The following is a 14,409-nucleotide window of genomic DNA, read 5'->3' on the forward strand; positions in this document are numbered from 1 at the left end:
GGTAGCGCCGCCGCTACCCACCCCGCTACCAACCTGGCCAGCCGCTACCCACCGAGGTAGCGGGTAGCGCCAGCAGCCCTTTCGCGCCCAAAACAGCCCGTGGAGGCTCTCGCATGCCCGCGCTCGCCGCTACCGCTACCGGCCAACCGGCCGCCGCAGTCCTGCTGTTCCTCGCCCTCATCATCGTCACGTTCGGTTACATCCTGGCGTGCTGGCTCTGGCCGTTCGTGGCCTGCCGCCGCTGCAAGGGCACCGGCAAACGCCGCGCCCTGTTCGGCGGCAAGGCGTTCGGCATCTGCCGCCGCTGCGACGGCACCGGCCGCCAGCTCCGCCCCGGCCGCCGCGTCATCAACTACCTGCGCGTCCTGCACAGCAAGGACACCAACCGATGAAGACCCGGCACACGGACTGGTGCGCCAGAGGCCACCGCTGCAACCTCGGCGAGCACCGCGCCGACCCGCTCGCCGTTGACGTCCCCGGCCTCGGCCGGGCGCTGCTCACCCGCGTGCGCGCCGCCGACGGCCGGGAGCACGCCGAGGTGACGTTGACCGTGGCGCTCGCCGCCGCCGAGCCGGTCGCCCGCGCGCAGCTGCTCGGCCTCGCCCGCGACCTGGACACCGTCATCAGCCGCGCGACCCGCGCCAGCGTCCGGAGGGACGCCTGATGGCCTTCCTCGACTGGAGCGACCACAACGTCGGCCGCCCGCTGCCATGCCGTCTGTGCGGCATCCCGGCGATGCTCCGCGACGAGAAGAACCGGCCGTGCCACATGACGTGCGCCCACGCGCAGGCCGACGGACTGATCGGCGGTGACGACCAGGGCGACGCGCTCGCCGTCGTCGTCCAGATGCCGACCGCTCCGGTCATCGACCTGCACACCCGCCGCCGAATCGCCTGACGTGGCCATCCACAGGGGAGACGCATCGTGACTCGTTCCACGCACGACGAGGCCGCCGAACAGGCGGTCATCGGCGCCGCGCTGCTGGCGGCGCACGTGGTCGGCGACCTGGCCGCCACGCTCGCGCCGGGCGACTTCTACCGCCCCGCGCACGCGGCGCTGTGGGAGGCGCTGCTGCACCTGCACGCCGCCGGGAAGCCCACCGATCCCGTCGCCCTCGCCGCCCACCTCGCCGAGACTGGCGAGCTGGGCCGCGTCGGCGGCGCGCCGTACCTGCACACGCTGATGCAGGCCACGCCCACCGCCGCGAACGCTGGGCACTATGCCGGCATCGTGGCCGACCATGCTCGCCGACGTCAGGTGGTCGACCTCGGCGAGCAACTGACGCACCTCGCGACGACCGGCGCCGACGTCACCGACCTGGTCGCCGCCGGGCGCGCGATGCTCGACACGGCGACCGCGGGCGGGTGGCCGACGCTGATCCCGATCGGTTCGGGCCGTCACCTCCCGGCGTTCCCCGCTGAGGTGCTGCCCGGGTGGGTCGCCGAGATGGTGTACGCCGTCGCGGAGTTCACCCAGACGCCCCTCGACCTCGCGGGCAGCATCGGCCTCGCGGCGCTGTCCACCGCCGCCGGTGGCCGCGCCGAGGTGGAGGTGCGCGGCTCGTGGCGGGAGCCGACGAACCTCTACACGGTCGTTGTGCTGCCGCCGGGCTCCCGGAAGTCGGCGGTGTTCGCCGCGATGACCGGGCCGCTGCTCGCCGCAGAGCGGGCGCTGGTCGAGCGGACCAAACCGGCGATCGTTGAGGCGGAGCTCGCGGCGAAGGTCGCCGGGAAAGCCGCCGAGCGCGCGGCGAACGCTGCCGCCAACGCGGACGCATCCGGCCGCGACACCCTGCTCGCCGAAGCGACCGCGGCCGCCATGCAGGCCGACGCACTCGCGGTGCCCGTGGTGCCGCAGCTGGTCGCCGACGACGTCACATCCGAGAACGCAGCGTCGCTGCTCGCCGCCCAAGGTGGGCGCCTCGCGGTGCTGTCACCGGAAGGCGGCATCTTCGCCACCATCGCCGGGCGGTACTCCGGCACGCCGAACCTGGAGGTGTTCCTCAAGGGGCACGCGGGCGACATGATGCGGATCGGCCGGCAGAGCCGCGACGCCGAACACGTCGACAAGCCCGCGCTCACCCTCGGCCTGGCCGTGCAGCCCGACGTGCTGCGCGACATCGCGGGCATGCCGGGCTTCCGTGGTCTCGGGCTGCTCGCGCGCATCCTGTTCTCCCTGCCGGAGAACACCGTCGGCCGCCGCCGCATCGGCGCCGACCCGGTGCCCGCCGAGGTCGCCGCCGCGTACGCGTCGAACCTTTCCGCGCTGGTGCTCACCCTCGCGGAGTGGACCGACCCGGCCGTGCTGCCGCTCACGCCCGAGGCCAACGAACGGGTGCTGGACATCGAGCGCGCGGTGGAGCCGCGCCTCGCGCCGGGCGGCGCGTGGGGGCACATCGTGGACTGGGGCAGCAAGTACACCGGCGCCGTGGTCCGGCTCGCTGGGCTGCTGCACCTCGGCGAACACCTCCGCGACGGGTGGGGCAAGCCGATCGAGGCCGACACGATCGACCGGGCCGCGCTCCTGGGCGACTACTTCGCCGCGCACGCCCTGGCCGCGTTCGACGACATGGGCGCCGACCACGCGACCCGCAACGCCCGGACCGTCCTCGGCTGGATCGAACGCACCGGATCAACCGCGTTCACGAAGCGCGAGCTGTTCCGGGCGGTCAAGAGCAGCCAGCTGGCCACCGTCGCCGACCTCGACCCGGCCCTCGACGTCCTCGACGCCCACGGGTACATCCGCCAGCTCGACCAACCGGCCCGCTCCGCGAAAGGCGGACGACCGCCCTCGCCGAGCTACGTCGTCCACCCCGAGGTGCACCGGCCAGTCGCGACCGTCCACGCCATCGGCGACGCCCGGAGGACGGCGTGAGGCCGCTGACAGAACTGACACAACTGACACAACCCCCTCCGGCCCGAGGTTCTGTCAGTTCTGTCAGTTCTGTCACGAGCAATCCGCCGGTCGCCCGCGTGAGCCACGACCGGCACGCATCGACCCCCTCAGAGCCGCTGGAAGGAACCGACGTAGGCAATCACATCGACGTTCATAAGATCTTGTCGCTACGGCCGTCTCAGACCGGCTCCCTAACGCCCGCTGACGCTTCGTCGCCCGCCGGCGACGCAGAGGCACCCCGACGCTCGACAGGCGCTCAGCGTCGACGTCAGCGCCCCTCACGCACCGATCAGGAGGCACGGCCGATGGCACCCCGGGAGTTCTTGACCCTCGCCGAGTTCCTCGACGCGATGGACGTCCCAAAGTCGACGTTCTTCCGCTGGAAGGCGATCGGCGAGGCGCCGCGCACCTACAAGCTGCCGAACGGCCAACTCCGCATCCGTCGCACCGACTTTGACGCCTGGATCGCCAGCCGAGAGGAGCCGCAGGCCGCATGACGACCTTCGACGTTCGGATCTGGGGCATCCGCGAGCACAAGGGCAAGGACCGCAAGACCGGCAAGCCGCGCAGCACGTACCGCCTCCGGTGGCTCGTGGCTGGCGAGGAGTTGGGCGAGTCGTTCCAGACACGGGCCCTCGCGGAGAGCTTCCGCTCCCGGCTGGTCGTGGCGCAGCGGGAAGGGGTGGCGTTCGATGAGGTCACCGGCCTGCCGGAGCCGATGGCCCGCGCGCTGCGCACGAAGTCGTGGTACCAGCACGCCACGGAGTACGTGGACATGAAGTGGCCGCACGCCTCGCCGAACCATCGGAAGGGCATCGCCGAGACTCTGGCCACGGTCACACCCGCGCTGCTGGCCAGCGACCGTGGGGTGCCCGACGACAAGACAATGCGGGCCGCGCTGTACGGCTACGCCTTCAACACCGTTGCGCGGACCGCCGGGCCACCGCCGGCCAAGCTGGCGAGCGCCGTCGCGTGGGTACAGGCGAACACCGTCAACGTGTCGGCGCTCAAGGACGCAGCCCTGGTGCGGAAGGTGCTCGACACGCTCGCACTGAAAATGGACGGCACGCCCGCCGGGGCCTCGACGGTCACGCGGAAGCGCGCGGTGTTCTCCAACGCGCTGCGGTACGCCGTGGAGCTGCGCCTCCTCGACGTCCACCCGCTCACGCTGGTGAGCTGGACGGCGCCCAAGAAGGACGAGAGCGTCGACCGGGCGGTGGTCGCCAACCCGAAGCAGGCCGCCGCGCTGCTCGCGGAGGTCGCCAAGGCCAGTCCAGAGCTGGAGGCGTTCTTCGGCTGCATGTACTACGCCGGGCTGCGGCCGGAGGAAGTGCTCCACCTCACAAACGACGAGTTCGAGCGGCCACCCAGGGAGGGAGCGTGGGGGTGGCTGCACCTCTCGGGGGCGACGGTGGCCAGTGGGCGAGGCTGGAACGACGAGGCCGAAGTCAACGAGGATCGCGGGCTGAAGCACCGCGCCAGGATGGCCACCCGGCCGGTCCCCGTGGCGCCGCCGCTCGCCGACATGCTCGTCCGGCACATCGCCAAGTACCCACCTGCGGACAATGGGCGGCTGTTCGTCACGCGGCGCGGCCCGTGGGGTCGCTACGTCCCCACGGCCGGACAGCCGATTCCGAACAACACCTACACGACGGCATGGCGGAAGGCGCGCGAGAAGGCACTCACGCCCGCCCAACAGCGCTCGCTGCTCGCCAAGCGGCCGTACGACCTGCGACACGCCTGCCTGTCGACGTGGCTCAACGCTGGCGTGCCGCCGACACAGGTAGCCGATTGGGCGGGAAACAGCGTCAAGGTCCTGTTGGAGGTCTACGCCAAGTGCCTCGACGGGGAGACAGCCACCGCGCTCAACCGGATCTCCCTAGCGCTGGGCCTCGACCCGACGGGTGACACCCAGGACCAGGGCGACGTCGAGGAGGTCGACCCGCCGGGCGCGGCCTGATCATGGCGGAAACTTTGCCACGCATTTGCCGCGACGGGTGAGCTTCGGCTGGTCCGGGTGAGACTGAGTGGGACCAACGCAAGAGGGCCGCTACCGGGGTTTCCCCTGGTAACGGCCCTCTCTGCACTGCCGGTGGCGGGTAGAGGATTCGAACCTCTGTAGCTTTCGCGACGGATTTACAGTCCGCTCCCATTGGCCGCTCGGGCAACCCGCCTGGCGGAAGCAAGAATAGCGGTACGCCCCGGGGGCAATGCAAACGGGTACCCTCGGCACGCCCGTACCGCCAATCGACCGCACCACAGGAGCAGCTGCCATGGCTTCGGCACCCTCGTTCGACATCGTCAGCAAGGTCGACCGGCAGGAGGTCGACAACGCGCTCAACCAGGCCGAGAAGGAGTTGGGGCAGCGGTTCGACTTCCGCGGCACCGGCGCTGAGATCAAGTGGGCCGGGGAAGAGACGGTCAGCCTCCAGGCGGAGACCGAGGAGCGCGTGGTCGCGGCGCTCGAGGTCTTCAAGGAGAAGCTGGTCAAGCGCAACATCTCGCTCAAGTCGCTGGACGCGGGCGAGCCGCGTGCGTCCGGCAAGACGTACAAGATCGACGCGAAGATCGTGCAGGGCATCGAGTCGGAGAAGGCGAAGGCGATCTCCAAGAAGATCCGCGACGAGGGGCCCAAGGGCATCCAGGCGCAGATCCAGGGCGATCAGCTGCGCGTGACCGGCAAGAAGAAGGACGACCTGCAGGCGGTCATCACGCTGCTCAAGGGCGAGGACTTCGGGATCGCGCTGCAGTTCACCAACTATCGGTGAGCCGACTACCAGGGTGAGCCGGCTACCGGTGACGGCTCAGTCCTGGCGGGCCGGCGGGCGCCGCTCGGGGCGCTCCGCGGTCTCCTCGGCCCGGATCAGCACGAAACTGTCGGTGTCACAGATCTCGGTGTCGGTCTTCTCCCGATGATCGGGGTCTGCCAGCACGGCGTGGATCGGCAATGCCATGAGGCTGGACCATACACGGACGTGCTCCTGGCATCACTCATGTGAGTGACGTCTGAGTGGCGGCCCGCGCGATCGCGCCGCGCGGGTTGGCCGCCACCAGGGCGCCGAACGCGACGGCGGTGCCCGCCAGCAGAAACGCCCAGACGACGCCGCCGGGGCGGTCGACGACGAGTCCCATCGCGGCGACGCCGGCGGCGCTGGACGCCACGGAGACGGTCACCAGCCAGGTGTACGCCTCGTTCAGCATCGAGCCGGGCACGATCTGCCCGACGAGCGAGTTCTGCACGGTGAGGGCCGGGGCGATGGTCGCGCCGCCGAGCACGAGGGCGATGCCGAGCGCCAGCGCGCTGGGCATCGCGGCCAGGATCAGGATGCTGGCGGAGACCCCGCCGAGCAGCCAGCCGAGGCGCCCCGGCGGGCGGGTGCCGAAGTAGAAGCCGCTCACGGCGCTGCCGATGCCCCACACCCCGAGCAGCAGCCCGCCGACGCCGGCCGGGTCGTGTTCGACGTACGCGGTGGCGTACGCCGGCACCGCCACCCCGACCCCGCCGAACGCGAACCCGAGGCCGAACGCGGTCACCAGCAGCGGCACGAAGCCGGGGACCCGCAGCGGGCCGAGACCCTTGGCGTTGGTGTGGTCGGCGTGGCGGCGCCAGGACCGGATGGCCCGGCCCCGGGCGACGGTCAGGGTGCCGAGGAGCGTGACGCCGGCGGCGGCGCCGAGCGCGACCGCGGGCTGCCACAGCACGACGCACAGCGCGACCAGCACCGGCCCGGCCACGAAGACGACCTCGAACAGCGCCGTCTCGGCCGCGAGCGCCGTCACCCGTACGTGTGGCAGCTCGGTGGTCAGCGCGTTCCACGTACCGCGCACCGCGGCCGTCAGCGGCGGGAACGTGGCGCCGGCCAGCACCGCCGTACCGACGACGAACGGCATCGGCGAATGCCGGAGCGCGACCACGATCAGCGCCGCGAGGGCGAGCGGGTGGGCGATGCCGGTGACGAGCAGGACCGGTCCGGGACCGACCCGGTCGGCGAGCCGTCCGGCGATCGGGCTGGCCGCGGCACCCGCGAGGGCATAGACGGCACAGGCGGCGGCCGCCTGCGCGTACCGGCCGGTCGTCTGCTGCAGGAGCAGCAGCAGCGACAGCGAGACCATGCCGATGCCGAGCCTGGCGATCACACCGACGACCAGGAGTACCGGTGCGCCGGGGAGCCGCCAGACCGCCGCGTACTGCCGCAACGCACTGCCTCATTTCCTGCCGGTAACGGGTGAAGAGCCTGCCGATCCTAACGGCAGGCTCCGGTCACCCGTTCAGGAATTTGCGTCAGCGGCGCGTGACACCCGCCATCTGCTCCAGCCTGGCGATCCGCTGCTCCATCGGCGGGTGGGTCGAGAACAGCGATGCGATGCCCCCGCCCCGCAGCGGGTTGTCGATCATCAGGTGGGCCTGGCTGGCGAGCTGACCGTCGGCCGGCAGCGGCAGGGCCTGCGTACCGCGATGAATCTTGCGCAGGGCGCTGGCCAGGGCGAGCGGGTCCGTGGTGAGCCGGGCGCCCGACTCGTCCGCCTGGTACTCACGGCTGCGGCTGATGGCGAGCTGGATCACGGTCGCGGCGAGCGGGCCGAGGATCAGCATCAGCAGCAGGCCGCCGACGCCCGGACCGTCGTCGTCGCTCGACGAGCCCCCGATCGGCAGGAAGATCGCCAGCTGCGCCAGCATGGTGATCATGCCGCCGAGCGCGCCGGCGACGCTTGAGATGAGGATGTCGCGGTTGTACACGTGTGACAGCTCATGTCCGATCACGCCGCGCAGCTCGCGCGGGGTGAGGATGCCGAGGATGCCCTGCGTGACGGCGACCGCCGCGTGCCGTGGGCTGCGCCCGGTGGCGAAGGCGTTCGGTTGCGCCGTCGGGCTGATGTACAGCCTGGGCATGGGCTGCCCGGCGGACGTCGCGAGCTCCCGGACGATGGCGTAGAGCTCGGGCGCCTGGGCCTCGGTGACGGGCTGGGCGCGCATCGCACGCAGGGACAGCTTGTCGGAGAAGAAGTAGCTGAACGCGTTCATGCCGAGCGACAGGAACACGGCGACGACCAGGCCGGTGCTGCCACCGAGCCAATAGCCGACGAGCAGGATCAGCGAGGTCAGCAGCCCCAGGAGGGCCGCCGTCTTGAGACCGTTGAGATGCCTGTGCTGCATACCATCTACAACACCGCGGTCGGCCGTGCCCCTTCCCTACGCCGGCTGTGAGCTGGCTGAACGTCTCGTCCGAGCCTCATGGGGTGCCTCATCGGGCCCCTCATGGGGTGAAGAACGCCGCCAGCTCGAGCACTCCCTGCGGCGCCAGTCCGACCAGCACCGCGAGCACGGCGGCGACCCCGACCGCCGCGGCGACCGGCCACCCGGCACGTGCTGGCGCCGCGGCCGATTCCGTGACCGGTGCGGTGTCCGTTGCCGGCGCGGTCGCCGATGCCGCTGCGACGGCCGGTGTCGGCGAGGTCGCCGGTGTCGGCGCCGATGCGCCCGTCGTGGCCGGGGCCGTGGTTGTGACCGCCACCGCTGGTTCCGCGGAACCAGCGAACAGGCTCGCGACGACCCGGATGTAGTACGCGAGGCCGATGACCGCGTTGATCGCGACGACGATCGCCAGCCACGCCGCGTCGCCGCCGAGCAAGGACCGCACCACGGCGACCTTGGCGAACAGGCCGGCCAGGCCCGGCGGCAGCCCCGCGAGGCCCGTCAACGCGATCACCAGGACCGCCGTCAGCCACGGCGAGCGGCGGGCGAGCCCCCGGTAGTCGGCGATCTCACCGCCGTCGGCGCTCCCCCGGACCGCGACGACGGCGGCGAACGCCGAGAACTCGAGGATGACGTAGAAGAGGGCGTACGCGACGGTCGCGGCGACGGCGAGCGCGACCGCCTCGGTGGTGCGGCCGCCGGTCGCCAGGAGCGCGCCGAGCGGGGCCAGCACGTAGCCCGCCTGGGCCACCGACGACCAGGCGAGCAGCCGCACCATGCGCCGCTGCCGGAGGGCGACGAGGTTGCCGACCGTCATGCTGAACACGGCGAGCACCGCGAGCGTCAGCCCCGACGTGGCGAGGACCGGACCGCCGGCCAGCACACCGACCAGCAGCAGCGCGACGACCCCACCGAGCTTCGAGGCGGTCGACAGGTACGCGGCGACCGGCAGCGGGGCACCGTCGTACGTGGCCGGCGCCCAGGCGTGCGCGGGCACGGCGGCGACCTTGAACGCCAGCCCCGCCAGCAGCAGCACCATGCCGACCTTCAGCAGCGGGCGCAGCTCGGGCACGGCGAGGTCCGCCCGGGCGATGTCGGCGAGGTGCACGCCGCCGGTCGCCGTGTACACGAGGGCGGCCCCGAGCAGCGCCACCGCCGTCGACACGACGCTGACCACGAAGAACGTGACCGCCGCCGACGCCCCGGCGGTGGCGCCGCGCCTGATGCCGACCAGCAGGTACAGCGGCAGGGTGAGCGTCTCGAGCGCCACGATCAGCGTGATCAGGTCGCGGGCGCCGCCGAGGACGACCGCGCCGGTCAGCGAGCAGGCGAGCAGGAAGCAGTACTCGCCGACGGGCACCTCACCCGTCCGCAGCACCGGCAGCGACAGCGCCACCGCGCCGAGCGCGAGGATCGCGAACGCGGCACCGACGGCCGCGGCGGCCGGGTCCGCCACCAGCGAGCACTGGTCGGGCCCGACGCAGAACGCGGTCCGCCGGCCGGCGTCACCGAGCCCCAGCCCGACCCCGATGGCGGTGCCCGCGGTCGCCACCATCCCGAACGCCGTCGTCCCCACGACCGCGCCCAGCCTGCCCGGCGCGACCAGGTCGGCGAGCAGCACAAGGACCGCGGTGGCGGCGGCGACGTACGTCGGCAGGAGCGCGATCTGGTCGATCGTCATCGCCCGACCTCCCTGAGAGGCTCACGGCCCACCGGCCCGGGCGCGAACCCGGACTCCGGGCCAGGCAGCACCCAGGCCGCCGAACCGGGCACGTGGTCGGGACCGGCCATGGTGGCGGTGGCCCGGAGCGCGGCGCGGTGGGTGGAAGGCGTCATCGGGTGATCACGCCTGCCAGGGCGTCGGCGGCGCCGGCGGAGAAGAACAGGACGCCCATCGGGACCACGCCGATGGCGAGGGTGAGGGCGATCAGCGGGGACCAGGCGACCAGTTCGCCCGGTCGGAGGCGCCCGGTCGCGGTCGTGGTGAGTGCGGTGACCGGTGGCGTCGCGGCGCCGTGCGTGACACGGCGGAGCAGGCGCAGGAAGTACGCGGCGGCGAGGGCGGCGCCGATCGCGGCGACGACGCCGAGGGTGGTCCAGAGGGGGCCGCCGCGCTCGAAGGCGGCGACGACCGCGAACGCCTCACCCCAGAAGCCGGCGAGGCCGGGCAGCCCGAGGGACGCGATGGCGGCGAACGCGAGGACGCCGCTGAGCGCCGGCGCGGTCTCCCGCAGCCCGCCGAGCTGGGCGAGGTCGCCGGTGTGCGTGCGGTCCTTGATGCCGCCCGCCACGAAGAACAGCAGACCGGTGATGACGCCGTGGGCGATGTTGCCGATGAGGGCGGCCTGGAAGCCGGTCGTGGTGAGGGTGGCGACGCCGAGGAGGACGAAGCCCATGTGGCCGACGGAGGAGTACGCGATGAGGCGCTTGAGCTCCGTCTGGGCGAGGCACACGAGGCCTCCGACGATGATGGCGGCGGTCGCGAGGATCCCGAGGACCGGCGCGCTGCGGGCGGCGGCCTCCGGCGCGACGCCGACGGCGACGCGGAGCAGGCCGTAGGTGCCCATCTTCAGCAGGACGCCGGCGAGGATGACCGAGCCGACGGTCGGCGCCTCGGTGTGCGCGGCGGGCAGCCAGGTGTGCAGCGGCCAGAGCGGGCTCTTGACCGCGAACGCCACGGCAAGCAGCACGAACGCGAGCAGCTGCACGCCGCCGCCCATCCGGGTGCTCGTCGGGTCGGACAGCGCGACGAGGTCGCCGGTGCCGGCGGCCGACACGACGGTGAAGACGCCGACGAGCAGCAGCACCGAGCCGAACAGCGTGTACAGCACGAACTTGCGCGCGGCGCGGCGGCGGTCGGGGCCGCCCCAGACGGCGATGACCGCATACATCGGCAGGAGGACGACCTCGAAGAACACGAAGAACAGCACCAGGTCGAGGGCGAGGAACACGCCGATGATGCCGACCTCGAGGACCAGCAGCAGCGCCACGAGGAGCCGCCCGCGGCCGGGGTCGGGCACCCGCCAGAGGCAGTACGCGCAGCAGAGCATCGTCAGCCCGGCCGTGAGCGCCACGAGCGGATAGGAGATGCCGTCGATGCCGAGATGGAACCGCAGGCTCAGGTCGGGTGCCCACGGCAGGTCGATCTCGGCCCATGGGGCGATGGGGTTGGCCTTGACGGGTGCGAACGTCGGGAACTCGCTCGCCGACGACGGCGGATCCCCGCCGGGCAGGAACGCGAGGACCACGCCGCAGTTCGCGGCGGCGAACGCGGCGCCACCGATGCGGGCGACCCGGTCGAGTCTCGCCGGCATGCCCGCCGCGAAGAGCGCCCCGATCGCCGGGACGATCAGCAGCGCGAGGAGCAGACCCTGATCGGCGCTCACCAGGACACCCCCACGACACGTGCGACGACAGCGGCTGTGCCCCCGGTGCGCCGGGGCCGTGCGAGCGGTCCGGCCGAGGAACGGGCCGGACGGGCAGCCGGTCCGGCGCCCACCGGAAGACACCGACGAACGGCGCGGGGAACCGTCGGACCGGCAGCAGGCGCCGCCACGAACGCCGGCCGGACCACCGATACCAGGCTCCCGAAGACATCCCCGCGCGGACCACGGCCACCCGCGAGGCCCGCACGAGGCGGCACAGTGGCGGCGGCGGCACGGGCCACCTCGACCGGGCGGCGGAGACGCGGCTCACCGGACCGGCAGACCGACCGGCGGACCAGGTGCCGGACACGCCGCGCGGCCAGAGAACGCGCGGGCGACCCGACCCAGGCGTGAACACACGGGCCGGATGGCGGCAGGGTCGGGAGCGGGGTCACCAGGACACCCCCATGACCAGGGCGATGACGGCGGTGAGCAGGGCGGCGCCGGTCAGGACGGTGGTGACGGCGCGGGGCAGGCCGGCGGTGTGGGCCCGGGTGAGGAGGCCGCCGGTGGTCGTGGCGGCGGTGCCCGTGGCGTCGACGGCGCCGTCGACGGCGGACTCGTCGGTGCGGCGGGCGAGGCGGGCCAGGGCGGTGACCGGGCGGGTGACCAGGGCGTCCTGGACGGCGTCGAGGTAGAAGGCGTTGGCCAGGAGGCGGGTGACGGCGGTGTCGGGCAGGGCTGCGGCCGGGTCGCGCCGCCAGGCGAGGGCGGCCCCCGCGACCAGCAGGGCGAGCGGGATCAGCGCGAAGGCGCCCACCTCGGCGATGGGCCCGGCGCCGCCGAGGCGGGTGGCGAAGGCGGCCGACAGGCCGGCGAAGCCGAGCAGGACCGTCGGCACCGCCAGGACGAGGAGCGGGCCGCGCATCGCCCACGGGGGCTCGTGCGCGGTGCGGGCGGTGGCGGTGCGGGCGTCGCCGAAGAACGTGCGGCGCCAGAGGCGGACCACGTAGGCCGCGGTGAGCAGGACGGTGAGCGCGGCGGCGGCCAGCACGAGCCAGGCCGCCCATCGGGGCAGCGGAGATGAGGCGGTCTCGTCGTGGGCGGCGTGCCAGGCGGCCTCGATGATCGAGTCCTTGCTCCAGAAGCCGGCGAGGGGCGGGACGCCGGCGAGGGCGGCGAGGCCGGCGGTCATGGTCCAGAAGGTCACCGGCATACGGGGCCGCAGCCCGCCCATGGCGGCCATGAGGTTGGTGCCGACGGCGTGGATGACGGCGCCGGCCGCGAGGAAGAGCAGCGCCTTGAAGGCGGCGTGCGTGAGCAGGTGGAACAGGGCCGCGGCCGGGGCGCCGACGGCGAGGGCGCCGGTCATGTACCCCAGCTGGCTGACCGTCGACCAGGCCAGGACCCGCTTGATGTCGTCCTGCCCGAGGGCGGCGAGGGCGCCGAGCAGCATCGTGATCGACGCCATGACCGCGAGGACGGTGACGGCCGCGGCCGAGCGCTCGAACAGCGGATGGAGCCGGGCGACGACATAGACGCCGGCGGCGACCATCGTCGCGGCGTGGATCAGGGCGGAGATCGGGGTCGGGCCGGCCATGGCGTCGGGCAGCCAGGTGTGCAGCGGGAACTGGGCGCTCTTGCCGGCGACGCCCGCGAGGAGCAGGACGCACGCGGCGGTGAGGGTGCCCGCCGGCAGGTCCGCCGCGAAGATGTCGGCGATGCGGAAGCTGTGGGCCTGCAGCCCGAGCAGCACGATGCCGAGCAGGAAGCCGACGTCGCCGACGCGGGTGACGAGGAACGCCTTGACCGCGGCGCGGGGCGCCTCGGGGAGCCGGCGGTCGTGGCCGATCAGCAGGTAGGAGCAGATGCCCATGATCTCCCAGCCGACCAGCAGGGCGATCAGGTCGCCGGAGACGACGACGAGCAGCATCGCGCCGGTGAACAGGCTGACCTGTGCGGCATAGGGCGCATAGCGCTCGTCGTCGTGCAGGTAGGCCACCGAGTAGAGCTGGACGCAGAGCGCGACGACGCCGACGGCGACCGCGACCAGGCCGGCCGGGCCGTCGAGCCAGGTGCCGAGCCGCACGGAGAACCGCCCGAACTCCGCGACGGTGAGCCCGGCATCGGCCGGCCGCGGGCCCCGCACGGCGACGGCGACAGCGCAGGCCAGGGCGGCCGCGGCGGCGCCGGTGCCGAGCGCGGCCGCGACGCCGCGGCGCTGATACCGCAGGAGCAGCCCGAGCAGGCCGGCGGCGAGCGGGACGGCGGGCAGCGCGAGCCCGAGCAGGTCCGCCTTCACCGCGCCACCTCCGAGTCGGGTGCGGGGGCCTCGGTGAGCGGCAGGTCCTCGACGTCGACGGACCGGCGCAGCCGGTACAGCTGGAGAATCAGCGCGAGCCCCACGCCGATCTCGGCGGCGGCGAGCACGATGACGAACAGGGTGAAGGACTGGCCGCTGTGCGGCACGACCGACCGGATCGTCGCGTCGGCGGTGACGAACACCAGGTTGACGGCATTGAGCAGCAGCTCGACCGCCATCAGCAGCAGGACGGCATTGCGCCGGACGATCACGCCATAGACGCCGATGGCGAAGAGCAGCGCCGCGATCGTGAACGGCAGGACCGGGTGCATCAGCGCCCCCGCGAGTCGGAGCGGGAGCGGGTGCTGACGTCGGGCCGGGACACCACGATCGCGCCGACCAGCGCCGCCAGCAGCAGCACCGACACCAGCTCGAAGGGCAGGACCCAGGTGCGGAACACCGCGCCGCCGATCGCCTCGGCGGTGCCGGGCGCGGGCAGCCCGACCCGGCTCCAGTGGAACGCGTCGGCGAACAGGACCACGAGCCCGGCGCCGGCGCCGGTGCCGGGCGTACTCGGCCTGGTTGCGCTTGCTCTCCTGCTGCGCCATCGCGCTGGCCTGGTCGGCGACGGCCTGGGCGACGTTGGCCTCCTG

15 protein-coding genes and 1 tRNA gene are annotated in these 14,409 nt (G+C 73.0%); 7 read left to right on the plus strand and 9 right to left on the minus strand.

The features are described 5' to 3' along the window. Positions 1–113: 113 nt before the first annotated feature. From AB0I21_RS56305 to AB0I21_RS56330, 6 genes are all read left to right on the plus strand, one after another. Positions 114–392 carry a hypothetical protein gene (locus AB0I21_RS56305; protein ID WP_360574125.1) on the plus strand — a complete coding sequence of 93 codons (279 nt, stop codon included), beginning with the start codon at positions 114–116 and terminating at the stop codon, positions 390–392. Continuing rightward, the gene (locus AB0I21_RS56310; protein ID WP_360574126.1) at positions 389–664 is read left to right on the plus strand and encodes a hypothetical protein; all 276 of its coding nucleotides are present in this window, start codon (positions 389–391) and stop codon (positions 662–664) included. Before AB0I21_RS56305 ends, AB0I21_RS56310 begins: the two co-directional genes overlap by 4 nt. Then, positions 664–897, plus strand: coding sequence for a hypothetical protein (locus AB0I21_RS56315; protein WP_360574128.1), 234 nt, complete (start codon positions 664–666; stop codon positions 895–897). Before AB0I21_RS56310 ends, AB0I21_RS56315 begins: the two co-directional genes overlap by 1 nt. A 27-nt stretch (positions 898–924) precedes the next feature. Next, a complete protein-coding gene (locus tag AB0I21_RS56320; RefSeq protein ID WP_360574130.1) occupies positions 925–2,874 on the plus strand; it encodes a DUF3987 domain-containing protein in 1,950 nt (649 codons plus the stop codon). A gap of 326 nt (positions 2,875–3,200) precedes the next feature. Beyond that, a complete protein-coding gene (locus tag AB0I21_RS56325) occupies positions 3,201–3,392 on the plus strand; it encodes an excisionase (RefSeq protein WP_360574132.1) in 192 nt (63 codons plus the stop codon). Continuing rightward, positions 3,389–4,855 carry a tyrosine-type recombinase/integrase gene (locus AB0I21_RS56330; RefSeq protein ID WP_360574134.1) on the plus strand — a complete coding sequence of 489 codons (1,467 nt, stop codon included), beginning with the start codon at positions 3,389–3,391 and terminating at the stop codon, positions 4,853–4,855. The genes AB0I21_RS56325 and AB0I21_RS56330 overlap by 4 nt, the downstream gene beginning before the upstream one ends. A gap of 133 nt (positions 4,856–4,988) precedes the next feature. Here AB0I21_RS56330 and AB0I21_RS56335 read toward each other — a convergent pair. Then, positions 4,989–5,069 (minus strand) — tRNA-Tyr (locus AB0I21_RS56335). A 99-nt stretch (positions 5,070–5,168) separates the two neighbouring features. On the opposite strand from AB0I21_RS56335, the gene AB0I21_RS56340 reads away from it, so the two are divergent. Further along, the gene (locus AB0I21_RS56340) at positions 5,169–5,663 is read left to right on the plus strand and encodes a YajQ family cyclic di-GMP-binding protein (protein ID WP_360574136.1); all 495 of its coding nucleotides are present in this window, start codon (positions 5,169–5,171) and stop codon (positions 5,661–5,663) included. Positions 5,664–5,699: 36 nt separating this feature from the next. Here AB0I21_RS56340 and AB0I21_RS56345 read toward each other — a convergent pair whose 3' ends face one another. The 8 genes from AB0I21_RS56345 to AB0I21_RS56380 form a co-directional block, all read right to left on the minus strand. Then, complete coding sequence (locus AB0I21_RS56345) at positions 5,700–5,849, minus strand: hypothetical protein (protein ID WP_360574138.1); 150 nt, start codon at positions 5,847–5,849, stop codon at positions 5,700–5,702. 37 nt (positions 5,850–5,886) lie between these two features. Beyond that, positions 5,887–7,092, minus strand: a complete 1,206-nt coding sequence (locus tag AB0I21_RS56350) for an MFS transporter (RefSeq protein ID WP_360574140.1) — start codon at positions 7,090–7,092, stop codon at positions 5,887–5,889. An 85-nt stretch (positions 7,093–7,177) separates the two neighbouring features. Next, the gene (gene htpX, locus AB0I21_RS56355; protein WP_360574142.1) at positions 7,178–8,050 is read right to left on the minus strand and encodes a zinc metalloprotease HtpX; all 873 of its coding nucleotides are present in this window, start codon (positions 8,048–8,050) and stop codon (positions 7,178–7,180) included. A gap of 100 nt (positions 8,051–8,150) precedes the next feature. Continuing rightward, positions 8,151–9,770, minus strand: coding sequence for a proton-conducting transporter membrane subunit (locus AB0I21_RS56360; protein ID WP_360574144.1), 1,620 nt, complete (start codon positions 9,768–9,770; stop codon positions 8,151–8,153). 151 nt (positions 9,771–9,921) lie between these two features. Continuing rightward, positions 9,922–11,475: an NADH-quinone oxidoreductase subunit M gene (locus AB0I21_RS56365; protein ID WP_360574146.1), complete on the minus strand. Its 1,554-nt coding sequence runs from the start codon at positions 11,473–11,475 to the stop codon at positions 9,922–9,924. Between the two features lie 430 nt (positions 11,476–11,905). Next, on the minus strand, positions 11,906–13,756 hold the full coding sequence (locus tag AB0I21_RS56370) for an NADH-quinone oxidoreductase subunit L (RefSeq protein ID WP_360574148.1): 1,851 nt from the start codon (positions 13,754–13,756) through the stop codon (positions 11,906–11,908). Beyond that, positions 13,753–14,088: an NADH-quinone oxidoreductase subunit NuoK gene (nuoK, locus tag AB0I21_RS56375; RefSeq protein WP_344501862.1), complete on the minus strand. Its 336-nt coding sequence runs from the start codon at positions 14,086–14,088 to the stop codon at positions 13,753–13,755. The genes AB0I21_RS56370 and nuoK overlap by 4 nt, the downstream gene beginning before the upstream one ends. Next, positions 14,088–14,409: NADH-quinone oxidoreductase subunit J (locus tag AB0I21_RS56380; protein ID WP_360574150.1), on the minus strand; the 322-nt coding region annotated here is incomplete at its 5' end. The genes nuoK and AB0I21_RS56380, both read right to left, overlap by 1 nt.

This window comes from Dactylosporangium sp. NPDC050588 (assembly GCF_040654975.1).
Taxonomy (GTDB): domain Bacteria; phylum Actinomycetota; class Actinomycetes; order Mycobacteriales; family Micromonosporaceae; genus Dactylosporangium; species Dactylosporangium maewongense.

Bases quoted from the DNA above. Each gene is read 5' to 3' on its own strand.
- AB0I21_RS56305 (WP_360574125.1), top strand. From the start codon at position 114: ATGCCCGCGCTCGCCGCTACCGCTACCGGCCAACCGGCCGCCGCAGTC.
- AB0I21_RS56310 (WP_360574126.1), top strand. From the start codon at position 389: ATGAAGACCCGGCACACGGACTGGTGCGCCAGAGGCCACCGCTGCAAC.
- AB0I21_RS56315 (WP_360574128.1), top strand. From the start codon at position 664: ATGGCCTTCCTCGACTGGAGCGACCACAACGTCGGCCGCCCGCTGCCA.
- AB0I21_RS56325 (WP_360574132.1), top strand. From the start codon at position 3,201: ATGGCACCCCGGGAGTTCTTGACCCTCGCCGAGTTCCTCGACGCGATG.
- AB0I21_RS56330 (WP_360574134.1), top strand. From the start codon at position 3,389: ATGACGACCTTCGACGTTCGGATCTGGGGCATCCGCGAGCACAAGGGC.
- AB0I21_RS56340 (WP_360574136.1), top strand. From the start codon at position 5,169: ATGGCTTCGGCACCCTCGTTCGACATCGTCAGCAAGGTCGACCGGCAG.
- AB0I21_RS56345 (WP_360574138.1), bottom strand. From the start codon at position 5,849: ATGGCATTGCCGATCCACGCCGTGCTGGCAGACCCCGATCATCGGGAG.
- htpX (WP_360574142.1), bottom strand. From the start codon at position 8,050: ATGCAGCACAGGCATCTCAACGGTCTCAAGACGGCGGCCCTCCTGGGG.
- AB0I21_RS56360 (WP_360574144.1), bottom strand. From the start codon at position 9,770: ATGACGATCGACCAGATCGCGCTCCTGCCGACGTACGTCGCCGCCGCC.
- nuoK (WP_344501862.1), bottom strand. From the start codon at position 14,088: ATGCACCCGGTCCTGCCGTTCACGATCGCGGCGCTGCTCTTCGCCATC.